A 19,851-nucleotide genomic window follows, 5' to 3' on the forward strand; every position below is an offset into this window, starting at 1 on the left:
TTTTGCGTGCAATGCGGAAATGATAATTGAGAGGGAATATTATGCCCAAGAAAGTAACCGACACACCAATGATGCAGCAATACAAGGCCGTGAAGGACCAATATCCGGACGCGTTCTTGTTCTATCGCATTGGTGACTTTTACGAATTGTTCTTCGACGACGCCATTAAGGGTTCGCAGCTCCTTGAACTCACGCTGACTGCGCGGAACAAGTCCGCAGATAACCCCATCCCGATGTGTGGGGTGCCGCACCACGCTGTGGACAATTACATTAATATTTTGATTGATCAGGGGTACAAAGTCGCCATTTGTGAACAGATGGAAGACCCGAAACAAGTACCGACGGGCACCATGGTCAAACGCGACGTCATTCAGCTGGTGACCCCCGGCACGACGATGAACGTGCAGCCGGGTGCGGCCAAGACCAACAACTACCTGAGTGCCGTGCTGCCCCTAGAGTCCGGCTTTGCTTTTGCGTACAGCGACTTATCCACCGGTGAACTGCAGGTGACGACCCTCGCAGACATGTTCAGTGTGCAAAACGAACTGGCCGCCCTGGGTTCGGTGGAAGTGGTGGTACCAGAGCAGTTGGATGATGCTGTCGCGAATGCTCTGCAAACCAGCGACCGGATGCTCAGTGTGCAGCCCGACGATGGCAGCAAGCACGCCGAAATCAGCTACGTGACCCAGACGCTGACGGATAGCGCCCAGATTAGCGTGGTGACGATGCTCATGCGCTACTTGCTGGAGACCCAAAAGCGCAGTTTGGCGCACATCCAAAAGGCAAAGGCCTACGCGCCGGCGGCCTTCCTGGACATGGATGCTGACGCCCGGCGCAACCTCGATATTGTCAGCAACAGCCGCACTGGGCGCAAAGCCGGCAGTTTGCTCGGGCTGATGGATAACACCCGAACCGCAATGGGTGGCCGGATGCTCCGTTCTTGGCTCGAACGGCCGTTGCTGGATGTCAACGCGATTGCCGCCCGGCAGGAGCAAGTGCAAACGCTCATTGATAACTTCTTTGAACGCACTGAACTTGCGGATGCCTTGACGAAGGTTTATGACTTGGAACGCCTCGCCGGTCGGGTTGCATTTGGCACCGTCAACGGGCGGGATCTGCTGCAACTGGCCACCAGTTTGGACCAGATGCCAAGCATTCAAGACGTGCTCAGCCGAATGAACGCCAAGAGTATGGCGCCGTACCAAAACTTGGATGTTGTGGGGGACATCGCTGACCTCATCCACCGGGCCGTTGCCGACGAACCACCGATTTCGGTGACCGATGGGGGCGTGATTCGCGATGGGTACAACGAGCAGCTCGACCATTACCGCGACGTTTCCCGCAACAGTAAGACGTGGCTGGCCAACTTGCAGGAACAAGAGCGTCAAGCAACCGGGATTCACAACCTGAAGATTAAGTACAACAAGGTCTTTGGTTACTACATCGAAGTCACGAAGGCCAACCTGGACCTGGTGCCTGAAGACCGGTACGACCGCAAGCAGACCTTGACCAACGCCGAACGGTTCATGACCCCGGAACTGAAGGAGAAGGAATCCGAAATCCTGGAGGCCGAGGCTAGCTCAACCGCGCTGGAATACAAGCTGTTCCTGCAACTGCGGGAAGCAATCAAGGCCCAAATTGAACGGCTGCAAACGCTGGCGGCGAAGGTGGCTGAACTGGACGTGCTCCAGAGTTTCGCCCAGATTGCCGAGAACCAGCACTTTGTTCGGCCCCAGATGAGCATGACCAGCCACGATGTGCATATTGAAGCGGGGCGGCACCCCGTGGTGGAGAAGGTGATTGGCAAGGCCAGTTACATCCCGAACGACGTGGACATGCGCGGGGATGTCGATATGCTGCTGATTACCGGGCCGAACATGTCTGGGAAGAGTACGTACATGCGGCAGATGGCCCTGATCGTGATTCTGGCGCAGGCGGGTAGTTTCGTGCCCGCAACCAGTGCGGACCTGCCGATTTTCGACCACATCTTCACCCGCATCGGGGCCGCGGACGACCTCGCCAACGGGCAGAGTACCTTCATGGTCGAAATGCTGGAAGCAAATGAAGCGCTGAGCCACGCGACCGACCGCAGTCTGGTACTGTTCGACGAAATCGGACGCGGAACGGCCACTTACGACGGGATGGCGCTGGCCCAGGCCATCATTGAATACCTGCACAACCACGTGCACGCCAAGACCCTATTTTCCACCCATTACCACGAACTGACGGCACTGGCAGACACCCTGCCGCGCCTGAAGAACGTGCACGTGGGCGCGACGCTCGAGAACGGCAACCTGGTGTTCCAGCACAAAATGCTCAATGGCCCCGCCGACAAGTCGTACGGGATTCACGTGGCGAAACTTGCTGGGTTGCCAGACAGCCTGTTGCAACGGGCCGACACGATTTTGACCGCCCTGGAAGGTGGCGACCAGCCAGAAATTCCGGCGGCCAAACACGGTGCATTGCCCGGACTGGCGACTGCGCACACGGATGCATACGCGGACGCGCAGACGCCGGCAAGTCCGGTGGTGGCCGACAATCCGGCAACTGCGGATGCGGACGCGGACCAACAGCTGGAGTTGTTTGCCCCCGAACCGGCAGCACCCGTTAAACCCGCGCACAGCAAGCGCGAGGACGCGGTACTGAAAGAACTGAGTAACTTTGACCTCATGGGCGCCAACCCGATGGCCGCCATGAACTTACTGTATGAATTGCAACAGAAACTAAAAGCAGGGAAGTGATTAGTTGCCACACATTCACGAATTATCCGAAGCCTTAACCAACCAGATTGCGGCTGGGGAAGTCATCGAACGCCCGGCGTCCTTGATTAAGGAACTGACGGAAAACAGCATCGACGCCGGGGCCACCCAGATTGACATTCGGGTGGTCGATGCCGGTCTAACGCTGATGGAAGTGATGGATAACGGTAGCGGGATTGACCGCGAAGACGTCCCCGTTGCGTTTAAGCGTCACGCAACCAGCAAAATTGCGACGGTGCGGGATCTGTTTGCCATCCACTCGCTTGGCTTTCGTGGTGAAGCGCTCGCCTCCATCGCCTCCGTTGCGGATGTGACGCTGGCAACCGCAACGGTGGCCGGCGTGGGCACCGAAGCCCATCTGGTCGGGGGCAAACTCGTTGACCAGCACAGTCAAGCCTTCCGCCAGGGAACTTCCATCAAGGTCGCGGACCTGTTCTTCAATACGCCGGCGCGCCTGAAGTATGTCCGCTCGCAAGCGACCGAACTGAGTCACATCGTTGATATCGTGAGTCGGCTCGCGCTTGGCCACCCGGAGATTGCGTTCACCCTGCGCAACGGGGACAAGGTGGCCTTCAAGACGACGGGTAACGGCGATTTGCAGCAAACCATTGCCGGCGTGTACGGAGTTAACATTGCTAGGTCGATGCTGGCAATTGCGGCGACGGACAGCGACTTCAGCATCTCCGGGTACGTTAGCCTGCCAGACACAACCCGGTCGAGCCGGAACAATATTACCCTGCTCATTAACGGCCGTTACTTCAAGAACTACAACCTGGTGAAGGGCATCATCGCCGGCTATGGCTCTAAGCTCATGGTGGGCCGGTTCCCCGTGGCGGTCATCGCCATTGAACTGGACCCGAAGCTGGTTGACGTCAACGTGCACCCAACCAAGCAAGAGGTGCGCATCAGTAAGGAACGTGAACTGGCGGACCTGCTGAAAACCAGCATTTATGCTCGCCTCAGCAACCAGAACCTGATTCCCGATGCGTTGCACAACCTGAACCGACAAGTACAACCAAAGAAGGCCGAGCAGACTACGTTCAACGTGCAGCGTGACGTCAGCACGGTGCGCGACAGCGGGGCCGATGCGACAGAAGCGCGCACCTTGAGCACCGGGCGCTCCCTCTTTGGCATGCCCGCCGACGTGAATGCGCGGCGGCAAAACCAAACGTGGGCCCAGCCAGCACCAGCACCGGCACCAGCGGACGAGCAGCGCGCTGCTAGCCAAGATGACCAGCAAACCACCGATGACCAAAAGGTGGATCTGGGTATCGATGATTTGGACGGCACCAGCATTTTCACGGAACCGGACCGACTAGCAGCCTGGGACAAGAAGTACGCCCAGCCGGCGCAGACCGAACCGTTTGGCAATCTGCCCGCTCCCGAAACCGCGGCCGCGCCCGTTGCCATTGGTGCCACGGGCAGCACGGAACCCTTCCCGGATTTGCGCTATCTCGGTCAGTTGCACGGTACGTACCTGCTGGCAGAAACGGAAAAAGCCTTCTACATGGTTGACCAGCACGCGGCCCAAGAGCGGATTAATTACGAGTACTACCGGGTCGAAATCGGCAAGGTTGAGCCTGCTCAGCAGCAATTATTGACGCCGATTGTGCTCGACTATCCGGCAGGGGACGCGCTGAAAATCCGTGCGGCCCGGGATGTTCTCCATGAAGTCGGCGTCGACCTGGAAGAATTCGGCCAGAATAGTTTCATCGCCAGTGCCCATCCGACCTGGTTCAAGCCGGGCCAGGAAGAGGACACACTGAAGGAAATGATTGACTGGGTGCTCGCTGACGGACACATTTCAGTAGCGGCGTTCCGCGAGAAGGCGGCCATCATGATGAGCTGTAAGCGGGCAATCAAGGCGAACCACCACCTCGATGCACGCCAAGCGCAGGCCCTCCTGACGAAGCTGGCGGAAGCAGAAAATCCGTACAACTGTCCCCACGGCCGGCCCGTTCTGGTCTCGTTTAGCAACACCGACCTCGAGAAGATGTTCAAGCGGATTCAGGATAGCCATGAAAGTGATCGGTGGAGTGAATGATAATTCTCGCAAGTGGCTCGCCGCGCCGGCAGGAGTTGCTGGCGCGCATTGTTCCCGTCTTTACGGTGCAGCCCGCGGCAATTGACGAGCGCGCATTACCAGTCCTTGCCCCGGAAGCTTACGTCAAGGAACTGGCTATTGCTAAGGCCCGCGCCGTGGCAGCCCAAAACCCTGACGCCACGGTGATTGCGGCCGACACCATGGTCGCATTGGGGGCTGAACTGTTAGGTAAGCCGGCAAACCGCGCGGCCGCGTACGCCGATATTTCCCGCTTGGCGGGGCGGACACACCACGTCCACACCGGCATGGTGGTACGCCGCCCAGACGGCAGCGAGAACGCCGTGGTGGTTACCACCGCGGTGACCTTCTGGCCGCTGACCCCCGCTGAAATCGAGCGGTACCTAGATTTCGGTACCTACCGGGATAAGGCCGGAGCGTACGGGATTCAAGACGACGGGGCCCTGCTGATTAAGGGCATCGCTGGGGATTACTACAACGTCATGGGCTTGCCCATTAGCACACTGGTCCGCATGCTGTAATTGCTGCAGCCTTGTGCTAGAATTAGAAGCGAATATACGTTCGTGAAGTGAAATGGCTGGGAGTACCGGCGTGATGGAGGACAATATGTACGAATTTTTCCGCGGGCAGGTCGCCGCGATTGCGCCGGATTGTGTGGTTATTGATGTGAATGGGGTCGGCTACCGATTGCTGGTTGCCAATCCATACAGCTTCCACGTCGGGGAGGACACGCTGGTTTACGCGCAGTTAATTATTCGTGAAAACGAGCAGAGTCTGTACGGGTTCAATGACCAGGAACAAAAGCGGTTATTCAACCTGTTACTGTCCGTGACCGGTATTGGGCCGAAGAGTGCACTGGCGATTCTGGCCAACGTCGACACCCAGGGCCTGGCCCAGGCGATTAGCGCCAATGACGTGGCGTTCTTGACCCGGTTCCCCGGCATCGGCAAAAAGACCGCCGCACAGATTATCCTGGATTTGCAGGGCAAAATCGACCAGCACCTCGACCTGTTCACACCGGAAGTGGCGGATAGCGCGGCGCCGGCGAGTGCTAAACTCGCCGATGCGCTGGCCGCCCTCACCGCGCTGGGCTTCACCGAGCGCGAAGTGAAGAAGATTGAACCAAAGCTAGTCAAAGAGCAGCTCGATGATACCGACGCCTATCTGCGTGCCGGGCTGAAGCTGCTGACGAAACACTAAAATAAGCCGCACTGGTTGCGCAGAAAGGAGATTCCATGGCTGAAGATGAACGCTTGCTCGATTCCGGCGCCCAAGACGCGGATACGGCTGCGGATATAACGCTGCGTCCGCGCACGCTGGCGCAATACGTCGGCCAGGACGCCGTGAAGAACCAGCTGGATGTTTACATCACCGCCGCCAAGAAGCGCGAAGAGTCCCTGGACCACGTGCTACTGTATGGCCCGCCTGGCTTGGGGAAAACCACGATGGCACTGGTGATTGCCAATGAACTCGGGGTGAACATCCGCACCACTAGTGGCCCGGCAATCGACAAGCCCGGGGACCTCGTGGCCTTGCTGAACGAACTGCAGGCGGGGGACGTGTTGTTCATTGACGAAATCCACCGGTTGCCTAAGGTGGTTGAGGAAATGCTGTACTCCGCGATGGAGGACTTCTACATCGACATCGTGGTGGGGCAAGGCCCCGCCGCCCACCCAGTCCACTTCCCGTTGCCGCCGTTCACGCTCATTGGCGCGACCACGCGCGCGGGTGCACTCTCGGCGCCCCTGCGCGACCGGTTCGGAATTTCTGCGCACATGGCCTACTACACCACGGCAGATCTCAGCCAAATCGTGACCCGTTCTGCCGGCATCTTTAACCTGAATATCGACCCGGATGGTATCCACGAGATTGCGCTGCGTTCCCGCGGCACTCCGCGGATTGCCAACCGGCTGCTCAAGCGGGTGCGGGACTTTGCCGACGTGGCGGACCTCGACACGGCCAATGCCGAGTTGGTGGATACCGCGCTCAATGCCCTGCAGGTGGATAACCGCGGGCTTGACGGCACGGACCGGAAGATTCTGGCGCTCATGATTGATCAGTACGCCGGTGGTCCCGTGGGTCTGAGCACGATTGCGGCCAATATTGGGGAAGAAATGACGACCATCGAGGAAGTCTACGAACCGTACTTACTGCAGATTGGGTTCATCCAGCGGACGCCGCGGGGGCGGACCGTGACCAAGGCCGGATATGCACATATGGGCCGGATTTTTCCGGAAAACTAAATTTTCGCCAATTAACGGTGACAGATATGGGATTACGCTTTCGTTATGGCGCAAAGTTTGCTACAGTGGAATATGACATTAAGAAAAAATGAGGTGCAGTAGAATATGGGCGGAAATAGTATTGTGGTGATTGTTTTCATCATCATTATGGTTGTGATGATGTACTTCACATCAGTTCGTGGTCCTAAGAAGCAGCAGGAGAAGCGGCAGCAGATGTACAACGGCCTGAAGAAGGGCGACACAGTTGTCACTGTTGGGGGCCTGCACGGTGTCATCGACTCCGTTAACCTGAAGAAGGGGACCGTGGTTCTCGATGCTAACGGCGTCTTCCTCACCTTCGCCCTCCAGGCTGTTGGTCAGGTTACGCACACATCCACTTCCAAGGTTGAAGTTAAGCACGCAACTGCTGACGAAGCCAAGGATGACCAGGTTGAAGAAACCACAGTTGGTGAAGCTCAGGCTGACGAAGCTAAGGCTGAAGACACAACTACCGAAGACAAGTAATTAACAAAAGCGGGGCGCGTGCGCCTCGCTTTTTGCGTGCCCGTCACCTTATTTTTGCAACGAATCACATGACTTAATAACTTTCTGTAAGTAAAGATGGTTTTTCAGGTAGTCAATCCGGTATAATAAAGCTTGCAGAAAACGTAACAACCAAATGTGGAGGACAAAAGCCCAAAGATTAGATCTCAGTGAAGTACCCCGATCGTACGCACAAACGTGTCGCAACGTCTGATTACTAATGTAGTTGTAGGCCGCAAGTGGCCGAACCGTATGACAAGAAGGGAAGCATATTCATGACTAATTTCAAACAACAAGACCCAAAACTCTGGCAGGCAATCGCAAACGAGGAGCAGCGGCAGCAGGACAACATTGAACTCATTGCGTCCGAGAACATAGTGTCGCCGGCTGTGCGGGCGGCACAGGGTTCCGTGCTGACGAACAAATACTCCGAAGGCTATCCGGGCAAGCGCTACTACGGCGGAAACCAGTACATCGACGTCGTTGAGCAGCTCGCCATCGACCGCGCCAAGGAACTGTTTGGCGCCGAGGCCGCTAACGTGCAGCCGCACTCTGGCTCGCAGGCGAACATGGCCGCGTACCGGGCGCTTTTGCACGACGGGGATATCGTGCTGGCGATGGATCTAACCGATGGCGGTCACTTGACCCACGGTGCCGATGTGAACTTTTCCGGCCAAACCTACACGTTCTTCCACTACGGACTGGACGCTAACGGCTTGCTGGACTATGACGCAATTGCCCGTCAGGCTGAGGAAGTTCAGCCCAAGCTGATTGTGGCCGGTGCCAGCGCGTACAGTCGCGCCATTGATTTCGCCCGGTTCAAGCAAATCGCGGATGCGGTCGGCGCGCTGCTGATGGTCGACATGGCCCACATTGCCGGCCTGGTTGCCGCCGGTGTGCACCAGAGTCCCGTCCCGTACGCCGACATCGTGACCACGACGACGCACAAAACGTTGCGTGGCCCCCGTGGCGGCATGATTCTGTGCAAAGAAAAGTACATCAAGCAAGTGAACTCCGCACTCTTCCCTGGCATTCAGGGTGGCCCACTGGAACACGTGATTGCGGCTAAGGCCGTGGCGTTGGGTGAAGCACTGCGGCCCGAATTCACCACCTACGCCAAGCAGATTATTAAGAACATGCAGGCGATGGTGCGCGGGTTAACTGCGGATGGCTCCAAGTTGCAGGTTGTTTCGGGTGGTTCCGATAACCACTTGGCCCTCGTGAACGTTACCGGCTACGGGGTTACCGGCCGGGAAGTGCAGGACCTGATCGACGGGGTGATGATTACCACCAACAAGAACCAGGTCCCAGGTGAGCAGAACGGCCCGTTCCGCACCAGTGGTGTGCGGCTCGGGACGGCGGCAATTACCACGCGCGGCTTTGATGAAGCGGATTGTTATGCCGTTGGGCAACTGATTGTGCAAGCAATTGCGCACCGCAATGATGATGCCGCAATGAAACAAGTGGCCGGTGCGGTGCACGCGTTGACGCAGAAACACCCGATTGCAGACATTAAATACTAAACGAAAAGGAACTGGTTGCGCGGCAATTGCCGTGCAGCCAGTTCCTATTTTTTGCACTTATTCAGCTGCGGTGCGTGCTGCGGCCGCGATGGTTTGCTTGAGCAGCATGTTGACTGTCATTGGGCCCACGCCCCCCGGCACGGGGGTGATGGCGCCGGCGATGGGTGCGACGTTCGCGTAATCGACATCGCCGGTGAGGTGCTTTTTGCCGGCGGCATCAACGTAACGGTTCATGCCGACGTCGATGATGGTGGCCCCAGGCTTGACCATGTCGGCGGTGATGAGGTTGCGGCGGCCCGTTGCGGCGACGATGATGTCGGCAGTCTGTGTTGCTGCCTTGAGGTCAGTGGTTTGCGAGTGGGCAATTGTGACGGTGGCCCCACGGTTTAAGAGCATTGCCGCCATCGGCTTGCCGACGATGTTGGAGCGGCCCACAATCACGGCGTTCTTGCCGGCAACGTCAATGCCGTAGTAATCCAGCAGGGCCATAATGCCCAGAGGCGTGCAGGGGCCGACCGTTGCCTGGCTGTTCTTTGGCAGAGTCCACAGCCGGCCGGTAGCAGCCAGGGTGAAGCCGTCCACGTCCTTGGCGTCAGCGATGGTGTTGATGATGACGTCCGCGTCGATTTGATTTGGCAAGGGCAGCTGGACGATGATGCCATCCACGGCCGGGTCGGCGTTGAGTTGTTGCACCTTAGCCACCACTTCAGCCTGGGAAACATCGGCGTTCAGACGGATAGTCTCGGACTGCACGCCCACTTCTTCAGCGCGGCGCTGCTTGTTGCGGACGTAGATGGCACTGGCCGGATCATCGCCGACGAGGACGACGGTCAGGTGTGGCTTGCGGCCCAGCGTAGCGGTGACGTGCGCCGCGTCCGCGGTCAGGCTGGTTGTTAAGGATTCAATTACGGGTTTTGCTTTTAAAATTACGGTCATGGTAACCTCCAGTGATAACGCCCGGCTTGGGTTATGGACACGGACGGATTAATGAATCTTACTTTATTATAGTGGACTGCGGCCCGCGATAATAGGTATATCAGTTAACTGTGATGCGTTATAGGCAGCGGGTAGAACTTAGCCAACTATATAACAGCAGTTATCTATGTAAACCAGTGGACAAGTGCGCCAAGCAAGCGCATACTTTTTCTAATATCGTGTGCAGTTTATGCACTGAGGTGGCGGATGTTGGGGTTTCCGCCGGGTATGCAAGGAGGATTATTATGGAGCAATATGCAATTGAGCTGGATGGCATTGCCAAGTCGTTTGCCGGCAAGCAAGTTTTGCGGGACGTGAACTTAAAAATCGCGCCGGGGACGATTGTGGGGTACATCGGGCAGAACGGGGCCGGGAAGAGTACCACGGTCAAAATCATTCTGGGTCTGCTCGACCAGGACGCGGGGACGGTCTCGATTTTCGGCCGCGCCGTCGACCGGGATGACCCAATGTACAAGCGCCGCATCGGTTACGTGCCAGAAGGGGCCGACCTGTTCGAGGCGTTGACCGCCCGCGAATACTTGCAGTTGGTGGGGCAGCTGTACGGGTTGCCTGAAAGTGAGGCGGACTACAAAGCACAGCAACTGGCCGAGATTGTCGGGCTGGGTGCCGCCTTCGACCGCCGGATTGCCTCCTATTCCAAGGGGATGCGCCAGCTGGTGCTGATTATCGCCAGTCTGTTGCACGACCCTGACATTCTGTTCTGGGACGAACCGCTGAACGGGCTGGATGCCAACGCGGTGCTGGTGGTAGAAGAAATCCTGCAGGAGTTACGCAACCGCGGCAAAACGATTTTTTACTCCAGTCACATCATGGACGTGGTGCAAAAACTCTCGGACCGGATTATCCTGCTGAATGCCGGGACGGTGGTTGCAGATGGCCCGTTCAATCAGTTGGCGGCGAGCCCGGACACCAGTCTGCAACAGCTGTTCAACGAAATGACTGGATTTGCGGAGCACGGCGAGAAGGCCAAAGCGTTCGTCGACATCGTGATGGGAGGTGCTGATGATGAAAATGCTCAAGCCGATGCAGAATCAGACTCCGAGTGATTACGAATCTAGCGGGGAGGCCATGCCCCAGGTAATGGCCGTTCTCGACCGGTTTCAGGGCGTCATCACGCGCCTCGGGATTGACTACGCGCAGTACCGCCTGATTGTCGGCGTGAAGCTCAAGCTGGCAAATCGCGAACACGTAGGCCTGGGTGCCACCGTGAACACCAACAAACCGGCACAGCACCCCTTGCGCACCTCATTTTTGCTGTACCTAGTCATTGGGGTGCTGTTTGCAGTCTACCTGGTCAGTGGGCCGGTGTTCTACATGCTATCGGCGTACTTCGGCATCCTGTTTGTCATGACCTTCCTCAGCATGCTGACGAGTTTTTCGGGGATGATGCTGGATCCGCACGACCACCCGATATTCACCGTCCGCGGCGTCAGCAACCGCACCCTCAATGCGGCGCGGCTGACGGTGGTGGGGATGTACCTGCTGCTCACCGTGGCGGCGCTTGGGTTACCAGGACTCGTGCCGATTTTCATCCGCTTTGGCATATTGGCGTTTCTCGGGCAATTGGTGGCCGTCTTACTGCTGGCGCTCTTTTCCTTCACCCTCGCGCTGTTCTTGTACCTGGTTGTGCTCCGCTACTTCGACGGTGAACGGCTCAAGAACATTCTGAACATCGTCCAGATTGCGATGATGATTGGCATCTACGTGGGCAGCCAGATTTTACCACGGGTCAGCACGAACATGCTGCTGACCTCGGACGTGACGCCGCGTTTTATCTGGTACTACATTTTGGTTGTCCCGATGTGGTTTGCCGGTTTGCCGCTCCTGGCCATGGGCAAGGTGACGCTACTTAGCGTATTGATGAGCGTCATGGCGGTGCTAGTGACGGTCGTTTTGACCGGCGTGTACGCCAAGAATGCGGGTAATTTCGAACAGTATTTGGAAAAACTCAACAATTCAAACGGCACGCGGCACAAGCAAGGCTGGTACTTCCGGTTGACGCAAAAGCTGTTCGCCCGCTCGCAGGCGGAACGCACTTACTTCGACTTCGGTTGGTCAATTATCCGGGAAGAGCGCGAGTTCAAATTGCGTGTGTACCCGCAGCTGGCGTACGGGATGATTATTCCGATTATCCTACTCTTCTCCTTTGTTTCCATTGGGGATGCTTTGGGCAATTCGCTGGAGCTGATACGCAAGTTTGCACCGTACATGTTGCTCGGGCTGTTCATGGGCATTCCCTTTGGCCTGTGGAGTCTGAACTTCTCCGCCCAGCCCTTAGCCATGCGTCTATTCCAGCGGGTCCCTCTGCAGCAGCACGGATTGCTGCTGCGCGGAATTATCAACGCGATGTTTGCGCGAATTTGCTTGCCACTCATGCTGTTTTTGCTGGTTATTTTCAGTGCGGTTGGCGGGGTTAAAGGCTTTTTGACCTCAGTGGCGATGATTGTGCTCATGTACGCGTTGACGATAACTTTCGGCCGGATGATGTTCGGCGCCGATTTGCCGTTCAGTCAGGAGTTCAGCCCCACCAATAAGGGCGGCACGGCCAAAATCCAGTGGCTGCAGATGGGCATTATGCTGGGCGTCATGGTTATTGCCGTTGCCGGCGGGTTCCTGAACTCGCTCATCTATGCCGGGGCCTGGGCCGTCATCGGTGTGGTGCTCATTGTCATCATGGGCAGTGGCTATAAAAATGGGGTCCACTTCGACGTGCGGCGGGTGTAATTCAATTTGCACTAACCACCGGTAAAAAGAAAACCGCGGCAACTCAACGACCAATTGTTGAGTTACCGCGGTTTTAGGTTGCTGGCGTTGTGGTGGCACCGGGGCACCGTTATTAATTCTGCCAGCCACAAAAATCCCCCGTAGCATTCGGCTGCGGGGGATTCTTACATATACTTAAATCTGATCCAATGCCTGCTGCAGGTCTTCCAGGATGTCGTCGATGTTTTCAATCCCGACGGAGATCCGGATGAGGTCTGGGGTGATGCCGGCGGTCTTCAGCTGCTCGTCCGACAACTGGGCGTGCGTCGTGGACTTCGGGTGAATAATCAGGCTCTTGGCGTCCCCAACGTTAGCGAGGAGGCTGAACAGCTTGAGGTGGTTAATCAGCTTAACTGCGCCTTCTTCACCGGACTTGAGGCCGAACGTGAAGATTGAACCCGCACCTTTCGGGAAGTACTTCTTAGCCAGGTCCTTGTACTTGGAGTCGGCCGTTTCGGGGTAGGAAACCCAGGCAACCTTGTCGTTGTTTTCGAGGAATTCCACTACCTTGCGGGCGTTAGCGACGTGGCGTTCAACGCGCAGCGACAAAGTTTCCAGTCCCTGTTCCAGCAGCCATGCGGACTGTGGGGCGAGCGTGGCGCCGGTGTCGCGCAGGTGTTCAGCGCGAATCTTGGTGGTGAAGGCCGCACTGCCGAGGTCCTGCCACACAATGCCGTTGTAGGATGGGACTGGGGTGGTGAAGCCAGGGTAACGGCCACTAGCAGCGTAGTCGAAGTCACCCTTTTCAATCACGAGACCGCCCAGGGTGGCACCGTGACCGCCGATGAACTTAGTCGCGGAGTGAACCACCACGTCAACCCCGTGGTCGAATGGCCGGATGAGGTATGGTGTTGCGAAGGTAGAGTCGACGATGGACAGAATTCCGTGCTTCTTGGCAATGGCGCTCACCGCGTCGAAGTCGACGATGTTGATGGCCGGGTTGCCGAGTGATTCATAGAAGATTGCCTTAGTGTTGTCCTGGATGGCCGCTTCGAAGTTCGCCGGGTCGTCGGGATCAACGAAGGTTACGTCGATGCCAAGATGCTTGAACGTTTCGGAGAACAGTTCGTACGTCCCGCCGTAGATGGTGCTGGCACTGACGATGTGGTCGCCGGAACCGACCACGTTGAGCAGCGCCGCGGTCACGGCCGCAGCCCCGGAAGCCAGGGAGATTGCGGCGGTCCCGCCTTCAAGTGCCGCAATGCGGGCTTCAAGGGCGGCGTTCGTGGAGTTAGTCAGACGGCCGTAAATGTTACCGGCATCGCGCAGGGCGAAGCGGTCGGCGGCCTGCTTGGCGTCCTTGAAGACGAACGCCGCGGTCTGGTAGATTGGCGTTACGCGGGCGCCAGTTGCGGGGTCAGGTTGTTCCTGGCCGGCGTGGAGTTGCAAGGTTTCAAAACGGTAATTGGATTCTGTCATGTGATTTTTCCTTCCTAGGACAAATGATTTTGCGGTGCTGTGGTTGACTAACACTAAGCACGCGGTGTGCCAGGGGGCCCGCGGTGGCGCCGAATTACTTAGTGTCGGGTTTGATTAATTGCAGGCTGACTGCGCAATCAGTCTACATAACTGCCAATTCATGAATGTTGGTGCGGTTAGTGTGGCTAACCTGCCCATGGACGTACCCACACACAGCTGCGCCCATGGGCAGAGTAGCCACGCTGCTCTGCGAATACTTTAGTTAGTTGGTGCTGGGATTAACCCCATACCTCTTCGCTGATTTCGCGGATGAGGTTCAACTTGGCGAACTCGTCGGCTTCGGTCAGTTCGTTACCTTCTTCGGTAGAAGAGAAGCCGCACTGGGTGGAAAGGGCGAGGTTGCTCAGGGGCACGTACTTCGTGGCTTCAGTGATGCGGGCCTTGACCGCGTCCTTGGCTTCCAATTCAGGGAACTTGCTGGTGACCAGGCCAAGGACGATTTCTACGTTGTCGCGGCCGTTCCAAATCTGCTGCAGTGGTTCGAAGTCCCCGGAACGCTGATTGTCGTATTCCAAGAAGAAGGCGTCGTAGTTCAACTGGCCGAGGTAAGCGGCAACGGGTGCGTACGAACCTTCGAACAGGTAGGTGGACTTGAAGTTCCCGCGGCAGATGTGGGTGGATACCTTCAAATCATCTGGCAGGTCAGCGAGCACCTTGTTGACGACGTACACGATGTCCTCAGCAATCTGGGCGTACTTGGTGAATTCCGTTGGGTCGTCCTGGTTCTCGGTGAGCCGGGCGATGAGGAATGCCCAAGTGGTGTCGTCGAGCTGGATGTAGCGGGCACCGCGGGCGTAGAACTGGAGCAAGGTGTCGTGGTAGGCCTGCGCCAAGTCGTTCAGGTAAGCGCCCCAGGTCGCGTAGAACTTGTGCCAGTTATCGGACCGGTTGTCACGGAAGAACATGCTTGGAGATGGGATCGTCACCTTGGGTTCCACGCCAGCAGGCAGGATGGACTTCAGGAAATCAAAGTCGGCGTAGAATGGGTGGTTTGGGTTGGCTGCAATCTTGCCGACGAGTTCAACGTTGTCGGTCCGGGTCTTGCTGCCGTGGAACTTGTAGGATGCGTGGTAGTCGAACTTCGCGGCACCGGTCAGGTTCCAGAGAAAATCGAGGTGCCACCAAGAACGGTTGAATTCACCGTCCGTGATGCCGTGCAGGCCGGCGGCGACTTCCTTAGCGACAACGGCTTCGATCGCGGTGTGCTTGATGTCGGTCAATTGCTGCTCGGTGATGTCACCGGCGGCGAAATCTTTATGGGCGGCCTTCAGTGCTGCTGGGCGCAGGTAAGAGCCAACTTGGTCGAATTTGTAGGTAAGCTTCTGTTTGGTCATAATGTCAAACTCCTTTTGTGAATGTGTGTGGGTTACTACAATATGTGCAATCAGGGGCGTGGAAACAAAAAAAGTCCCGGAGAACACAATTCGTGTTCTCCGGGACGATTACTCGTGTTACCACCCGTTTTTTGGTTAGCATCACTACTAGCCACTCGTTAGGTACGGCGTCAGTCTTCATGACGCGATACCTTAGCGCGTTAACGGGCGCTCCCGGAAGTCGCTAACCGCAGCTCGCAACTACTATGGCTCCAGAACCATTTTCCTCCGGGGGTAGTGGCTGACTCGCACCAACGTCAGCTCTCTGGGCACGTACCCGAAGTACTTATTCTTTCATTGCCATCTGATTGACGCTAGCTTAACCCCGAACTCTAATGCTTGTCAACGATATTTTTCCAAAAAACGCAATTATTTTGATTTAAAAACAGCGCTGGGACTGAACAATATCCAGCTGCGGCGCCGTAATGGTCCCAATTTCTCCGGCAAAACAGGCTACAAGCCGCTTGCTGAAAATAACGTCCGGAAAAATTACGGCTGACCTAACTTCTAGTCCGAAAATCGCCGGGGATATTTGCTATAATGTAATCCGTAGACAAAAGTGAGGGAAAAAATGACTCCGAATAAAGAGGACTATCTCAAGATTATTTTGGAATTGGGCGGCGACACGCGCAAGGTCAGCAACAAGCAAATCGTTGCGAGCCTGAACGTGTCCGCGGCTTCGGTCAGTGAGATGGTCACCAAGCTCGTTAAACAAGAGTACGTGACCCACACACTTTACCAAGGGATTCAGCTAACCGAGAAGGGCATTATCAGTGCCGCCAAGCTGGTGCGGAACCATCGGCTTTGGGAAGTGTTCCTAATGAAGCAGCTAATGTACCCCTACGACGCATTGCATAAGGAAGCAGAAGCGCTGGAACACGCGACGACCGATGATCTGGCCAACCGCCTCGATTATTTACTGAAACACCCTGAATTTTGCCCGCATGGGGGCGTGATTCCGGACACCAACGGGCACTACACTAAGCAAAGCACGGTGACCCTGGCGTCCCTTGCAGTGGGCGATAAAGCTACGGTGGAGCGGGTGATTGACGAAACGGCGCTGCTGGATTACCTGAGCGTGCTCGACGTGAAGATTGGCGATGCACTCTTTGTCGTTGCCGCCACGCCGAAGCAATTGACGCTGCGCAACTCCCGCACCAAGCAAGTTTTGACCATGCAGGCGGACAACGCGACGAATGTGTTTGTGAACAGCATCAAACATGTTGGTACAATTATTTAGTAGCACCACTTAACTGACGACGAGGAATGTGATTGAGAAAGGCAACATGATGGCTAAAGAACAAGCAAGTATCATTACGATTTTTGGTGGCTCTGGTGACTTGGCGCGGCGCAAACTGTACCCGGCACTGTACCAGCTGTACCACCGGGGCTTTTTGGGTGAACACTTTGCTGTCATCGGGACGGCGCGGCGCCCATGGAGCGATGACTTCTACCGCGACATTGTGCGCACCAGCCTGCAGGGTGAACCCAACACTGACGACCGGTCCGTGAAGCACTTCGCCGACCATTTCTACTACCAGAGCCATGACGTGACCGACGCGGAGCATTACGTCACGCTGAAGAAACTGGCGGCTAAGCTCGACGCGGACTATGAAGCAGAGGGCAACCGGCTGTTCTACATGGCGATGGCGCCCCGGTTCTTCGGGACGATTGCCAGTCACATCCGCAGCGAGAATCTGCTTTCTGAAACTGGCTACAACCGGCTGATTATCGAGAAGCCATTTGGTCGTGACTTCGCCAGCGCTAAGGAGCTCAACGATTCCATTAGTGCGGCCTTCACGGAAAACCAGATCTACCGGATTGACCACTACCTGGGCAAGGAAATGGTGCAGGGCCTGCTTGCACTGCGGTTCACGAACCCGCTGCTGACGCCAATCTGGAACAAGGATTACATCAGTGACGTGCAGATCACTTTGGCCGAAAAGGTCGGGGTGGAAGAACGCGCGGGCTATTACGAAACTGCCGGTGCACTGCGGGACATGGTCCAGAACCACATTATGCAGCTGATTGCCTACGTTGCAATGGAACAACCGGCAACCTTCACCCCCGCAGCCGTCCACGCGGCCAAGAACAAGTTGTTCACCCACCTGCCCGTATTGACACCGGAGCAGGCAAAACGCGATTGGGTCCGTGGCCAGTACAGTGCTTCCCCGAGCCAACTTGGCTACCGCAACGAGGACAACGTTGACCCCGAATCCATGACCGAAACCTACGTGGCCGGCCGGATTGAACTGGATGATCCGCGCTGGGCGGGTGTGCCATTCTTCGTCCGGACCGGGAAGCGCCTGCCTGCTAAGAGCACGCAGATTAGCATCAACTTCCGGCCACTCGAACACAACATCTTCGACACCGTGGGCTGCAACAACGCCCGCGTGAACCGGCTCACCGTCTTCATCGAGCCGCAGCAAGGCTACACGCTGACGCTAAACGGCAAGACGCTGGGGGCCAGCTACGAGCTGGAACAAAATGCCTTGAGTTTCGTGCACAACCAGGATGAAATCAATGGTGCGCCCGAAGCCTACGAACGGCTGATTGGCGATGCACTGGCCGGGGACCAGACCAACTTCACACGCTGGGCGGAACAAGAACACACCTGGAACTACATTGATGTGATTCGCAATGTTTGGGACAACAGCACGGACCTGCCAATGTACACGGCCGGTACGCCGGGACCCGCGGAGGGGGACGCACTCCTCAGCCGTGACGGGTTCGCGTGGGCCGAAGACTTCGGTTTGCAAAAATAAATTAATCCATTCCGGTTGTTGCTTTTAGCTGCAATCGGGATTTTTTTGCCCTTTTTTCTGGCCGCGCGGTACAATACGGGCAAAGCAGTGTGGAGGTAGGCAGATGGATTTTGACTTGCAAGCACTAACGGCGCAGTTCGTGCGCTACGCTAAGATGAACACCCGCTCGGATGCGACGACAGGAAGCGTGCCGTCAACGCCGGTGCAGACGGAATTCGCGCACGTGCTGGTTGCGGATTTAACCGCGGCCGGTTTTCAGGACGTACAGCTACTGGCCAATGGGTTTGTGGTGGCGACGATTCCGGCTAATGCGGCCGCACCAGTGATTGGCTGGATTGCGCACGTAGACACGGCCGATTTCAACAGCGTGCACGTGCAGCCCCAAGTGCACCGCGCATACTCGGGGGCTCCAATTAAGTTTGGCAACGGCTTGGTTCTTGATCCGGCAACGTTCCCGGATTTAACCGCACGTGTTGGTCAGACCCTCATCACGACCGATGGCACCACGCTATTGGGAGCGGACGACAAGGCGGGGATTGTGGCGGCAATTAATGCGAGCCGTTATTTATTGGCGCATCCTGAAGTGCAGCACGGCACAATTAAACTGGCATTTGGCCCCGACGAGGAAATCGGCCAGGGGGCGGACCGCTTCGATGTCGCCAGTTTTGGCGCCGATTTCGCGTACACGCTCGACAACGGGGCCGTCGGTGATTTGGAATACGAAACCTTCAACGCGGCTGAGTGCCAGATTCACATTGTGGGCAAGTCGGTGCACCCGGGTAGCGCTAAGGGGCAGCTGATTAACGCACTCAAGGTGGCGCAACAGATTGACCAGGCGCTGCCGCAAAAGCAGGTACCCGAACAAACCGCGGACTATGAGGGCTTCTTCCTTCTCGATAATTTGCACGGGGATGTGGGGGCCGCAGATATGACCTACATCGTGCGCGATTTTGATTTGACCGCATTTCGGCAGCGGTGCCACCTGCTGCAGGAAATTGTCGACCAGCTCAACGACCAGGGCGCGGCCGTTGCCATCACAACCAAGTGGACCGACCAGTACTTCAACATGGGCCCGGCATTAACGACGTTCCCGCTGCCCGTAGATTTAGCCAAAGCGGCGTACGCTGAAGTCGGCCTCAAGTTGCGGGTGGTCCCGTTTCGGGGCGGCACGGACGGCTCCAAGCTGACGGCGATGGGGTTGCCGACGCCGAACTTGTTCAACGGTGGCGCTAATTTTCACGGCCCGTACGAATACGTGACCGCTGAGGCCATGGCGACGCTCGCGGAAACGCTGGTCACCATTGCGCGTCTGGCGCCTAGTTTTACGCCGGCAAAATAATTTAGGCCAACATGTTGACGCAGAGTT

Annotated in this window: 15 protein-coding genes and 1 other annotated feature; of the genes, 12 read left to right on the forward strand and 3 right to left on the reverse strand. The window is 56.8% G+C overall.

All coding sequences use genetic code 11. The features are described 5' to 3' along the window. Positions 1–41: 41 nt before the first annotated feature. From mutS to FC18_RS11270, 7 genes are all read left to right on the forward strand, one after another. Positions 42–2,741, forward strand: a complete 2,700-nt coding sequence (mutS, locus tag FC18_RS11240; RefSeq protein WP_056976339.1) for a DNA mismatch repair protein MutS — start codon at positions 42–44, stop codon at positions 2,739–2,741. Between the two features lie 4 nt (positions 2,742–2,745). Then, positions 2,746–4,803 carry a DNA mismatch repair endonuclease MutL gene (gene mutL / locus FC18_RS11245; protein ID WP_054675649.1) on the forward strand — a complete coding sequence of 686 codons (2,058 nt, stop codon included), beginning with the start codon at positions 2,746–2,748 and terminating at the stop codon, positions 4,801–4,803. Further along, entirely contained in the window at positions 4,800–5,342 is a 543-nt protein-coding gene (locus FC18_RS11250; RefSeq protein WP_054675651.1) for a Maf family protein, read from the forward strand. The genes mutL and FC18_RS11250 overlap by 4 nt, the downstream gene beginning before the upstream one ends. Before the next feature lie 85 nt (positions 5,343–5,427). Continuing rightward, positions 5,428–6,021: a Holliday junction branch migration protein RuvA gene (ruvA, locus tag FC18_RS11255; protein WP_054675654.1), complete on the forward strand. Its 594-nt coding sequence runs from the start codon at positions 5,428–5,430 to the stop codon at positions 6,019–6,021. 35 nt (positions 6,022–6,056) lie between these two features. Beyond that, positions 6,057–7,064 (forward strand): Holliday junction branch migration DNA helicase RuvB, encoded by a 1,008-nt coding sequence (ruvB, locus tag FC18_RS11260; RefSeq protein ID WP_056976341.1) that lies wholly within the window; start codon positions 6,057–6,059, stop codon positions 7,062–7,064. A gap of 105 nt (positions 7,065–7,169) precedes the next feature. Then, positions 7,170–7,568, forward strand: a complete 399-nt coding sequence (yajC, locus tag FC18_RS11265; RefSeq protein WP_054675657.1) for a preprotein translocase subunit YajC — start codon at positions 7,170–7,172, stop codon at positions 7,566–7,568. Between the two features lie 293 nt (positions 7,569–7,861). Beyond that, on the forward strand, positions 7,862–9,109 hold the full coding sequence (locus tag FC18_RS11270; RefSeq protein WP_054675661.1) for a serine hydroxymethyltransferase: 1,248 nt from the start codon (positions 7,862–7,864) through the stop codon (positions 9,107–9,109). A 57-nt stretch (positions 9,110–9,166) separates the two neighbouring features. On the opposite strand, the gene FC18_RS11275 is transcribed toward FC18_RS11270, so the two are convergent. Beyond that, positions 9,167–10,045: a bifunctional 5,10-methylenetetrahydrofolate dehydrogenase/5,10-methenyltetrahydrofolate cyclohydrolase gene (locus FC18_RS11275; RefSeq protein WP_054675665.1), complete on the reverse strand. Its 879-nt coding sequence runs from the start codon at positions 10,043–10,045 to the stop codon at positions 9,167–9,169. Between the two features lie 284 nt (positions 10,046–10,329). Here FC18_RS11275 and FC18_RS11280 point away from each other — a divergent pair, with 284 nt between their 5' ends. Further along, positions 10,330–11,151, forward strand: coding sequence for an ABC transporter ATP-binding protein (locus FC18_RS11280; RefSeq protein ID WP_054675673.1), 822 nt, complete (start codon positions 10,330–10,332; stop codon positions 11,149–11,151). Then, on the forward strand, positions 11,108–12,829 hold the full coding sequence (locus tag FC18_RS11285) for a hypothetical protein (RefSeq protein ID WP_156300749.1): 1,722 nt from the start codon (positions 11,108–11,110) through the stop codon (positions 12,827–12,829). Before FC18_RS11280 ends, FC18_RS11285 begins: the two co-directional genes overlap by 44 nt. A 174-nt stretch (positions 12,830–13,003) precedes the next feature. Here FC18_RS11285 and FC18_RS11290 read toward each other — a convergent pair whose 3' ends face one another. Together FC18_RS11290 and FC18_RS11295 are read right to left on the reverse strand one after the other, a co-directional pair. Next, on the reverse strand, positions 13,004–14,287 hold the full coding sequence (locus FC18_RS11290; protein ID WP_054675679.1) for an O-acetylhomoserine aminocarboxypropyltransferase/cysteine synthase family protein: 1,284 nt from the start codon (positions 14,285–14,287) through the stop codon (positions 13,004–13,006). Between the two features lie 278 nt (positions 14,288–14,565). Continuing rightward, a complete protein-coding gene (locus FC18_RS11295) occupies positions 14,566–15,681 on the reverse strand; it encodes a vitamin B12 independent methionine synthase (protein WP_054675682.1) in 1,116 nt (371 codons plus the stop codon). A gap of 97 nt (positions 15,682–15,778) precedes the next feature. Further along, positions 15,779–16,027: a binding site (T-box leader), on the reverse strand. A gap of 264 nt (positions 16,028–16,291) precedes the next feature. Between FC18_RS11295 and FC18_RS11300 the strand changes: the two genes are divergently transcribed. From FC18_RS11300 to pepT, 3 genes are all read left to right on the forward strand, one after another. Further along, positions 16,292–16,960, forward strand: coding sequence for a metal-dependent transcriptional regulator (locus tag FC18_RS11300; RefSeq protein WP_054675685.1), 669 nt, complete (start codon positions 16,292–16,294; stop codon positions 16,958–16,960). 49 nt (positions 16,961–17,009) lie between these two features. Further along, on the forward strand, positions 17,010–18,485 hold the full coding sequence (gene zwf / locus FC18_RS11305) for a glucose-6-phosphate dehydrogenase (protein WP_056976405.1): 1,476 nt from the start codon (positions 17,010–17,012) through the stop codon (positions 18,483–18,485). Between the two features lie 103 nt (positions 18,486–18,588). Next, entirely contained in the window at positions 18,589–19,824 is a 1,236-nt protein-coding gene (gene pepT, locus FC18_RS11310; RefSeq protein WP_056976342.1) for a peptidase T, read from the forward strand. Positions 19,825–19,851 lie beyond the last annotated feature (27 nt).

This window comes from Lacticaseibacillus sharpeae JCM 1186 = DSM 20505, assembly GCF_001436225.1.
GTDB lineage: Bacteria > Bacillota > Bacilli > Lactobacillales > Lactobacillaceae > Lacticaseibacillus > Lacticaseibacillus sharpeae.

Coding starts and splice junctions, on each gene's coding strand:
- mutS (WP_056976339.1), top strand. CDS start 42: ATGCCCAAGAAAGTAACCGACACACCAATGATGCAGCAATACAAGGCC.
- FC18_RS11250 (WP_054675651.1), top strand. CDS start 4,800: ATGATAATTCTCGCAAGTGGCTCGCCGCGCCGGCAGGAGTTGCTGGCG.
- ruvA (WP_054675654.1), top strand. CDS start 5,428: ATGTACGAATTTTTCCGCGGGCAGGTCGCCGCGATTGCGCCGGATTGT.
- ruvB (WP_056976341.1), top strand. CDS start 6,057: ATGGCTGAAGATGAACGCTTGCTCGATTCCGGCGCCCAAGACGCGGAT.
- yajC (WP_054675657.1), top strand. CDS start 7,170: ATGGGCGGAAATAGTATTGTGGTGATTGTTTTCATCATCATTATGGTT.
- FC18_RS11270 (WP_054675661.1), top strand. CDS start 7,862: ATGACTAATTTCAAACAACAAGACCCAAAACTCTGGCAGGCAATCGCA.
- FC18_RS11275 (WP_054675665.1), bottom strand. CDS start 10,045: ATGACCGTAATTTTAAAAGCAAAACCCGTAATTGAATCCTTAACAACC.
- FC18_RS11280 (WP_054675673.1), top strand. CDS start 10,330: ATGGAGCAATATGCAATTGAGCTGGATGGCATTGCCAAGTCGTTTGCC.
- FC18_RS11285 (WP_156300749.1), top strand. CDS start 11,108: ATGATGAAAATGCTCAAGCCGATGCAGAATCAGACTCCGAGTGATTAC.
- FC18_RS11290 (WP_054675679.1), bottom strand. CDS start 14,287: ATGACAGAATCCAATTACCGTTTTGAAACCTTGCAACTCCACGCCGGC.
- FC18_RS11295 (WP_054675682.1), bottom strand. CDS start 15,681: ATGACCAAACAGAAGCTTACCTACAAATTCGACCAAGTTGGCTCTTAC.
- FC18_RS11300 (WP_054675685.1), top strand. CDS start 16,292: ATGACTCCGAATAAAGAGGACTATCTCAAGATTATTTTGGAATTGGGC.
- zwf (WP_056976405.1), top strand. CDS start 17,010: ATGGCTAAAGAACAAGCAAGTATCATTACGATTTTTGGTGGCTCTGGT.
- pepT (WP_056976342.1), top strand. CDS start 18,589: ATGGATTTTGACTTGCAAGCACTAACGGCGCAGTTCGTGCGCTACGCT.